The following is a 9,235-nucleotide window of genomic DNA, read 5'->3' as shown; positions in this document are numbered from 1 at the left end:
ATCACTACCGTACTGGCTAAAACCTACGGCGGTGCTGCTCGCGCATTCGATCAGATCGATAACGCGCCGGAAGAAAAAGCTCGTGGTATCACCATCAACACTTCTCACGTTGAATATGACACCCCGACTCGCCACTACGCACACGTAGACTGCCCGGGCCACGCCGACTATGTTAAAAACATGATCACCGGTGCTGCGCAGATGGACGGCGCGATCCTGGTTGTTGCTGCGACTGACGGCCCGATGCCGCAGACTCGTGAGCACATCCTGCTGGGTCGTCAGGTAGGCGTTCCGTACATCATCGTGTTCCTGAACAAATGCGACATGGTTGATGACGAAGAGCTGCTGGAACTGGTAGAAATGGAAGTTCGTGAACTTCTGTCTCAGTACGATTTCCCGGGCGACGACACCCCGATCGTTCGTGGTTCTGCTCTGAAAGCGCTGGAAGGCGACGCAGAGTGGGAAGCGAAAATCATCGAACTGGCTGGCTTCCTGGATTCTTACATCCCGGAACCAGAGCGTGCGATTGACAAGCCGTTCCTGCTGCCGATCGAAGACGTATTCTCCATCTCCGGTCGTGGTACCGTTGTTACCGGTCGTGTAGAACGCGGTATCATCAAAGTGGGCGAAGAAGTTGAAATCGTTGGTATCAAAGAGACTGCCAAGTCTACCTGTACTGGCGTTGAAATGTTCCGCAAACTGCTGGACGAAGGCCGTGCGGGTGAGAACGTTGGTGTTCTGCTGCGTGGTATCAAACGTGAAGAAATCGAACGTGGTCAGGTACTGGCTAAGCCGGGCACCATCAAGCCGCACACGATGTTCGAATCCGAAGTGTACATCCTGTCCAAAGACGAAGGCGGCCGTCATACTCCGTTCTTCAAAGGCTACCGTCCGCAGTTCTACTTCCGTACAACTGACGTGACTGGCACCATCGAACTGCCGGAAGGCGTTGAGATGGTAATGCCGGGCGACAACATCAAAATGGTTGTTACCCTGATCCACCCGATCGCGATGGACGACGGTCTGCGTTTCGCAATCCGTGAAGGCGGCCGTACGGTAGGCGCAGGCGTTGTTGCTAAAGTTCTCAGCTAATCACTGATAACATTTGACGCAATGCGCATTAAAAGGGCATCATTTGATGCCCTTTTTGCACGCTTTCGAACCAGAACCTGGCTCATCAGTGATTTTATTTGTCATAATCATTGCTGAGACAGGCTCTGAAGAGGGCGTTGAGCCCGGAATGCCCCCAATGCATTTCGGCACAAGGTTGACTGGTTAGCCTCGCATTCGCGGGGTGAAATTATTTGTAGAATACTTCTGACAGGTTGGTTTATGAGTGCGAATACCGAAGCTCAAGGGAGCGGGCGTGGCCTGGAAGCGATAAAGTGGATCGTGGTTGTGGCATTGCTGCTCGTGGCAATTGTTGGCAACTATCTTTATCGTGACATGATGCTGCCGCTGCGTGCGCTGGCCGTAGTAATTCTGATTGCTGCAGCGGGTGGTGTCGCGCTGTTGACGACAAAAGGTAAAGCTACCGTTGCTTTTGCCCGCGAAGCGCGTACTGAAGTACGTAAGGTCATTTGGCCGACTCGCCAGGAAACATTGCACACCACGTTGATTGTGGCTGCGGTTACCGCAGTAATGTCACTGATCCTGTGGGGACTGGATGGTATTCTGGTTCGCCTGGTTTCCTTTATCACTGGCCTGAGGTTCTGAGATGTCTGAAGCTCCTAAAAAGCGCTGGTACGTCGTTCAGGCGTTTTCCGGTTTTGAAGGCCGCGTAGCAACATCGCTGCGTGAGCATATCAAATTACACAATATGGAAGAGTTGTTTGGCGAAGTCATGGTGCCGACCGAAGAAGTGGTTGAAATCCGTGGTGGTCAGCGCCGTAAGAGCGAGCGTAAATTCTTCCCGGGTTATGTGCTGGTCCAGATGGTCATGAATGACGCGAGCTGGCACCTGGTGCGTAGCGTACCGCGTGTGATGGGCTTTATCGGCGGTACATCTGACCGTCCGGCGCCGATCAGCGACAAAGAAGTTGATGCGATTATGAATCGCCTGCAGCAGGTGGGTGATAAGCCGCGGCCGAAAACGTTGTTTGAACCGGGTGAGATGGTGCGTGTCAACGATGGTCCGTTTGCTGACTTTAATGGCGTCGTTGAAGAAGTGGACTATGAGAAGTCCCGCCTGAAAGTATCCGTTTCTATCTTCGGTCGTGCGACCCCGGTAGAGCTGGACTTTGCACAGGTTGAAAAAGCCTAAGTAGCGATCAAAAAAGCGGCGATTTAATCGTTGCACAAGGCGTGAGATTGGAATACAATTTCGCGCCTTTTGTTTTTATGGGCCTGGCCCGTAGAACGAATTTTTATATCACGGGGAGCCTCTCTGAGGCGCTATCACCCAACAGAGGAAATTGAGAATGGCTAAGAAAGTCCAAGCCTACGTCAAGCTGCAGGTTGCAGCTGGTATGGCAAACCCGAGTCCGCCGGTTGGTCCTGCTCTGGGTCAACAGGGTGTTAACATCATGGAATTCTGCAAAGCGTTCAACGCTAAGACTGATTCCATCGAAAAAGGTCTGCCAATTCCGGTTGTTATCACCGTTTACGCTGACCGTTCTTTCACCTTCATTACCAAAACGCCTCCGGCAGCCGTTCTGCTGAAGAAAGCGGCTGGTATTAAGTCTGGTTCCGGTAAGCCGAACAAAGACAAAGTAGGTAAAATTTCCCGCGCTCAGCTGCAGGAAATCGCGCAGACCAAAGCTGCCGACATGACTGGTGCCGACATTGAAGCGATGACTCGCTCCATTGAAGGTACTGCACGTTCCATGGGCCTGGTAGTGGAGGACTAAGAAATGGCTAAACTGACCAAGCGCATGCGTGTGATCCGTGAGAAAGTTGATGCGACCAAACAGTACGACATCAACGAAGCTATCTCTCTGCTGAAAGAACTGGCTACCGCTAAGTTCGTTGAAAGCGTAGACGTTGCCGTTAACCTCGGCATCGATGCGCGTAAATCTGACCAGAACGTACGTGGTGCAACTGTACTGCCGCACGGTACTGGCCGTTCCGTTCGCGTAGCTGTATTTACCCAGGGTGCAAACGCTGAAGCTGCTAAAGCTGCTGGCGCTGAACTGGTAGGTATGGAAGATCTGGCTGAGCAGATCAAGAAAGGCGAAATGAACTTTGACGTGGTTATTGCTTCTCCGGATGCAATGCGCGTTGTTGGCCAACTGGGCCAGGTTCTGGGTCCGCGTGGCCTGATGCCAAACCCGAAAGTGGGTACCGTAACGCCGAACGTTGCTGAAGCAGTTAAGAACGCTAAAGCGGGTCAGGTTCGTTACCGTAACGACAAAAACGGCATCATCCACACTACCATCGGTAAAGTGGATTTTGACGCTGACAAACTGAAAGAAAACCTGGAAGCTCTGCTGGTTGCGCTGAAGAAAGCAAAACCGACTCAGGCGAAAGGCGTGTACATCAAAAAAATCAGCATCTCCACCACCATGGGTGCTGGTGTTGCCGTTGATCAGGCTGGTCTGAGCGCTTCTGCGAACTAAGATTAGCTTTACGTGGGCGGTGGATTTGTCTACAATTCTACCCCCACGTTTCTGTTGAAAGAGACAGACACTCTGCAAGTCATTTGAATTGCGGTTCGAAAGACGAAGCATAGAACAGATTTGTTCGTTGGAGCCTGGCCTAATCCAGGCCTCCGTCGAAGACCGCAGGTGTTTCGTAAGAAACTTAATCCCCTGCGTAGACGGTGACAGAACGCTAAGATTATTTTTGGATACTCTGGCTTGTTTCTGCTCACCGTATTAAGACGCTCTTTTCGTTGGAAAGAGTGAAGTGAGTTCCGGAACATGAGTTCCGGCAAACATCCAGGAGCAAAGCTAATGGCTTTAAATCTTCAAGACAAACAAGCGATTGTTGCTGAAGTCAGCGAAGTAGCCAAAGGCGCGCTGTCTGCAGTAGTTGCGGATTCCCGTGGCGTGACTGTAGATAAAATGACTGAACTGCGTAAAGCAGGTCGTGAAGCTGGCGTTTACATGCGTGTTGTTCGTAACACCCTGCTGCGTCGTGCTGTTGAAGGTTCTCCGTTCGAGTGCCTGAAAGACACGTTTGTTGGTCCGACCCTGATTGCATACTCTATGGAACACCCGGGCGCTGCTGCTCGTCTGTTCAAAGAGTTCGCGAAAGCGAATGCAAAATTTGAGGTCAAAGCCGCTGCCTTTGAAGGTGAGCTGATCCCGGCGTCTCAGATCGACCGCCTGGCAACTCTGCCGACCTACGAAGAAGCAATTGCACGCCTGATGGCAACCATGAAAGAAGCTTCGGCTGGCAAACTGGTTCGTACTCTGGCTGCTGTACGCGATGCGAAAGAAGCTGCTTAATCGCAGTTATCTTTTTAAAGCATCTGCTTACGTATAAACTTATTCTGATATTCAGGAACAATTTAAATGTCTATCACTAAAGATCAAATCATTGAAGCAGTATCCGCTATGTCCGTAATGGACGTTGTAGAACTGATCTCTGCAATGGAAGAAAAATTCGGTGTTTCCGCTGCTGCTGCTGTTGCTGTAGCTGCTGGCCCGGTTGAAGCTGCTGAAGAAAAAACTGAATTCGACGTAATTCTGAAAGCTGCTGGCGCTAACAAAGTTGCTGTAATCAAAGCAGTACGTGGCGCAACTGGCCTGGGTCTGAAAGAAGCTAAAGACCTGGTAGAATCTGCTCCGGCCGCTCTGAAAGAAGGCGTGAGCAAAGATGACGCAGAAGCACTGAAAAAATCTCTGGAAGAAGCTGGCGCTGAAGTTGAAGTTAAATAAGCCAACCCTTCCGGTTGCAGCCTGAGAAATTAGGCTGATGGCTGGTGACTTTTTGGTCACCAGCCTTTTTGCGCTGTAAGGCGCCAGTAGCGTTTCACACTGTTTGACTACTGCTGTGCCTTTCAATGCTTGTTTCTATCGACGACTTAATATACTGCGACAGAGCGTCCGTTCTGTGTAAATCGCAATGAAATGGTTTAAGCGTGATAGCAACAGGCATTGCGGAAAGTATTCGATTTTCCGGTCAACAAAATAGTGTTGCACAAACTGTCCGCTCAATGGACAGATGGGTCGACTTGTCAGCGAGCTGAGGAACCCTATGGTTTACTCCTATACCGAGAAAAAACGTATTCGTAAGGATTTTGGTAAACGTCCACAAGTTCTGGATGTGCCTTATCTCCTTTCTATCCAGCTTGACTCGTTTCAGAAGTTTATCGAGCAAGATCCTGAGGGGCAGTATGGTCTGGAAGCCGCCTTCCGTTCCGTATTCCCGATTCAGAGCTATAGCGGTAATTCCGAGCTGCAATACGTCAGCTACCGTCTTGGCGAACCGGTGTTTGACGTTCAGGAATGTCAGATCCGTGGCGTGACCTATTCCGCACCGCTGCGCGTAAAACTGCGTCTGGTGATCTACGAGCGCGAAGCGCCGGAAGGCACCGTTAAAGACATTAAAGAACAAGAAGTCTACATGGGCGAAATTCCGCTCATGACCGACAACGGTACCTTTGTTATCAACGGTACTGAGCGTGTTATCGTTTCTCAGCTGCACCGTAGTCCGGGCGTCTTCTTTGACTCCGACAAAGGTAAAACCCACTCTTCGGGTAAAGTGCTGTATAACGCGCGCATCATTCCTTACCGTGGTTCCTGGCTGGACTTCGAATTCGATCCGAAGGACAACCTGTTCGTACGTATCGACCGTCGCCGTAAACTGCCTGCGACCATTATTCTGCGTGCGCTGAACTACACCACTGAGCAGATCCTGGATCTGTTCTTCGAAAAAGTGATTTTCGAGATTCGCGACAACAAGCTGCAGATGGAGCTGGTGCCTGAACGTCTGCGTGGTGAAACCGCCTCCTTCGATATCGAAGCGAACGGTAAAATCTACGTTGAAAAAGGCCGCCGCATCACTGCGCGTCACATCCGCCAACTGGAAAAAGACGATATCAAACATATCGAAGTTCCGGTTGAGTACATTGCGGGCAAAGTGGCTGCGAAAGATTACGTTGATGAATCCACTGGCGAGCTGATCTGCCCGGCGAACATGGAGCTGAGCCTGGATCTGCTGGCTAAGCTGAGCCAGTCTGGCCACAAACGTATCGAAACCCTGTTCACCAACGATCTGGATCACGGCCCGTACATTTCTGAAACCGTACGCGTCGACCCAACTAACGATCGTCTGAGCGCGCTGGTAGAAATCTACCGCATGATGCGCCCGGGTGAGCCGCCGACACGTGAAGCGGCTGAAAGCCTGTTTGAGAACCTGTTCTTCTCTGAAGACCGTTATGACCTGTCTGCGGTCGGTCGTATGAAGTTCAACCGTTCTCTGCTGCGCGACGAAATCGAAGGTTCCGGTATCCTGAGCAAAGACGACATCATCGAAGTGATGAAGAAGCTCATCGATATCCGTAACGGTAAAGGCGAAGTCGATGATATCGACCACCTCGGCAACCGTCGTATCCGTTCCGTAGGCGAAATGGCGGAAAACCAGTTCCGCGTTGGCCTGGTACGTGTTGAGCGTGCGGTGAAAGAGCGTCTGTCTCTGGGCGATCTGGATACCCTGATGCCTCAGGACATGATCAACGCCAAACCGATTTCTGCAGCAGTGAAAGAGTTCTTCGGTTCCAGCCAGCTGTCTCAGTTTATGGACCAGAACAACCCGCTGTCTGAGATTACGCACAAACGTCGTATCTCTGCCCTCGGCCCTGGCGGTCTGACGCGTGAGCGCGCTGGCTTTGAAGTTCGAGACGTACACCCGACGCACTATGGTCGCGTATGTCCAATCGAAACGCCTGAAGGTCCGAACATCGGTCTGATCAACTCCCTGTCCGTGTACGCACAGACTAACGAATATGGCTTCCTCGAGACGCCGTATCGTCGCGTGGTTGATGGCGTTGTGACAGATGAGATTCATTACCTGTCTGCTATTGAAGAAGGTAACTTCGTTATCGCTCAGGCGAACTCCAACCTGGATGACGATGGCCACTTCGTAGAAGATCTGGTGACCTGCCGTAGCAAAGGTGAATCCAGCCTGTTCAGCCGTGACCAGGTTGACTACATGGACGTTTCCACTCAGCAGGTGGTTTCCGTCGGTGCGTCCCTGATCCCGTTCCTGGAACACGATGACGCCAACCGTGCATTGATGGGTGCGAACATGCAACGTCAGGCGGTTCCGACTCTGCGCGCTGATAAGCCGCTGGTAGGTACCGGTATGGAACGTGCTGTTGCCGTTGACTCCGGTGTTACTGCGGTGGCTAAACGTGGCGGTACCGTTCAGTACGTGGATGCTTCCCGTATCGTTATCAAAGTTAACGAAGACGAGATGTACCCGGGCGAAGCGGGTATCGACATCTACAACCTGACCAAATACACCCGTTCTAACCAGAACACCTGTATCAACCAGATGCCGTGTGTCTCTCTGGGCGAGCCGGTTGAACGTGGTGATGTACTGGCAGACGGTCCGTCCACCGACCTCGGTGAACTGGCGCTCGGTCAGAACATGCGCGTCGCGTTCATGCCGTGGAACGGTTACAACTTCGAAGACTCCATCCTCGTTTCCGAGCGTGTTGTCCAGGAAGACCGTTTCACCACCATCCACATTCAGGAACTGGCGTGCGTGTCCCGTGACACCAAGCTGGGGCCGGAAGAGATCACCGCTGACATCCCGAACGTGGGTGAAGCTGCGCTCTCTAAACTGGATGAATCCGGTATCGTTTACATCGGTGCGGAAGTGACCGGCGGCGACATTCTGGTGGGTAAGGTAACGCCGAAAGGTGAAACCCAGCTGACGCCAGAAGAAAAACTGCTGCGTGCGATCTTCGGTGAGAAAGCGTCTGACGTTAAAGACTCTTCTCTGCGCGTACCAAACGGTGTTTCCGGTACGGTTATCGACGTTCAGGTCTTTACTCGCGATGGCGTAGAAAAAGACAAACGTGCGCTGGAAATCGAAGAGATGCAGCTGAAGCAGGCGAAGAAAGACCTGTCTGAAGAACTGCAGATCCTCGAAGCTGGCCTGTTCAGCCGTATCTATGCTGTGCTGGTTGCCGGTGGTGTTGAAGCTGAGAAGCTCGACAAACTGCCTCGCGATCGCTGGCTGGAACTCGGCCTGACCGATGAAGAGAAACAAAATCAGCTGGAACAGCTGGCTGAGCAGTACGACGAACTGAAACACGAGTTCGAGAAAAAACTCGAAGCGAAACGCCGCAAAATCACCCAAGGCGACGATCTGGCACCGGGCGTGCTGAAGATTGTTAAGGTCTATCTGGCCGTTAAACGCCGTATCCAGCCTGGTGACAAGATGGCAGGTCGTCACGGTAACAAGGGTGTCATTTCTAAGATCAACCCGATCGAAGATATGCCGCACGATGCTAACGGTACGCCGGTAGATATCGTACTGAACCCGCTGGGCGTACCGTCTCGTATGAACATCGGTCAGATTCTGGAAACCCACCTGGGTATGGCTGCGAAAGGTATCGGCGATAAGATCAACGCCATGCTGAAACAGCAGCAGGAAGTCGCGAAACTGCGCGAGTTCATCCAGCGTGCGTACGATCTGGGTGCTGACGTTCGTCAGAAAGTTGACCTGAATACCTTCAGCGATGAAGAAGTTCTGCGTCTGGCTGAAAACCTGCGCAAAGGTATGCCAATCGCAACGCCGGTGTTCGACGGTGCGAAAGAAGCGGAAATTAAAGAGCTGCTGAAACTGGGTGACCTGCCGACTTCCGGTCAGATCACGCTGTTCGACGGCCGTACGGGTGAGCAGTTCGAGCGTCCGGTAACCGTAGGTTACATGTACATGCTGAAACTGAACCACCTGGTCGACGATAAGATGCACGCTCGTTCCACCGGTTCCTACAGCCTGGTTACTCAGCAGCCGCTGGGTGGTAAGGCGCAGTTCGGTGGTCAGCGCTTCGGGGAGATGGAAGTGTGGGCGCTGGAAGCATACGGCGCGGCATACACCCTGCAGGAAATGCTCACCGTTAAGTCTGATGACGTGAACGGCCGTACTAAGATGTATAAGAACATCGTAGATGGCAACCATCAGATGGAACCGGGCATGCCGGAATCCTTCAACGTACTGTTGAAAGAGATTCGTTCGCTGGGTATCAACATCGAACTGGAAGACGAGTAATTCTCGCTCAAACAGGTCACTGCTGCCGGGATAACACCCGGCAGCGGAATGTGCTAACTCCGAC

Annotated in this window: 8 protein-coding genes; all 8 read left to right on the top strand. The window is 52.1% G+C overall.

Annotated features, from left to right (window positions below):
* Positions 1-1,092, top strand: a 1,092-nt coding sequence (gene tuf, locus OGW13_RS12125; RefSeq protein WP_287116166.1) for an elongation factor Tu, incomplete at its 5' end; no start/stop codon positions are given.
* A gap of 240 nt (positions 1,093-1,332) precedes the next feature.
* On the top strand, positions 1,333-1,716 hold the full coding sequence (gene secE, locus OGW13_RS12120) for a preprotein translocase subunit SecE (RefSeq protein WP_012907759.1): 384 nt from the start codon (positions 1,333-1,335) through the stop codon (positions 1,714-1,716).
* A 1-nt stretch (position 1,717) separates the two neighbouring features.
* A complete protein-coding gene (gene nusG / locus OGW13_RS12115) occupies positions 1,718-2,263 on the top strand; it encodes a transcription termination/antitermination protein NusG (RefSeq protein WP_003862341.1) in 546 nt (181 codons plus the stop codon).
* Positions 2,264-2,420: 157 nt separating this feature from the next.
* Positions 2,421-2,849 carry a 50S ribosomal protein L11 gene (gene rplK, locus OGW13_RS12110; RefSeq protein ID WP_012133815.1) on the top strand — a complete coding sequence of 143 codons (429 nt, stop codon included), beginning with the start codon at positions 2,421-2,423 and terminating at the stop codon, positions 2,847-2,849.
* Between the two features lie 3 nt (positions 2,850-2,852).
* Positions 2,853-3,557, top strand: coding sequence for a 50S ribosomal protein L1 (gene rplA, locus OGW13_RS12105; protein ID WP_042998969.1), 705 nt, complete (start codon positions 2,853-2,855; stop codon positions 3,555-3,557).
* Between the two features lie 336 nt (positions 3,558-3,893).
* Positions 3,894-4,391 (top strand): 50S ribosomal protein L10, encoded by a 498-nt coding sequence (gene rplJ / locus OGW13_RS12100; RefSeq protein WP_042293041.1) that lies wholly within the window; start codon positions 3,894-3,896, stop codon positions 4,389-4,391.
* 66 nt (positions 4,392-4,457) lie between these two features.
* Complete coding sequence (gene rplL / locus OGW13_RS12095; RefSeq protein ID WP_012133812.1) at positions 4,458-4,823, top strand: 50S ribosomal protein L7/L12; 366 nt, start codon at positions 4,458-4,460, stop codon at positions 4,821-4,823.
* Between the two features lie 319 nt (positions 4,824-5,142).
* Entirely contained in the window at positions 5,143-9,171 is a 4,029-nt protein-coding gene (rpoB, locus tag OGW13_RS12090) for a DNA-directed RNA polymerase subunit beta (RefSeq protein WP_042998970.1), read from the top strand.
* Positions 9,172-9,235: the final 64 nt, after the last annotated feature.

It is taken from the genome of Citrobacter sp. Ca225 (genome assembly GCF_030337175.1).
In the GTDB taxonomy this organism is placed as follows: domain Bacteria; phylum Pseudomonadota; class Gammaproteobacteria; order Enterobacterales; family Enterobacteriaceae; genus Citrobacter_A; species Citrobacter_A amalonaticus.
This window is presented reverse-complemented; position numbering and strand designations above follow the sequence as displayed.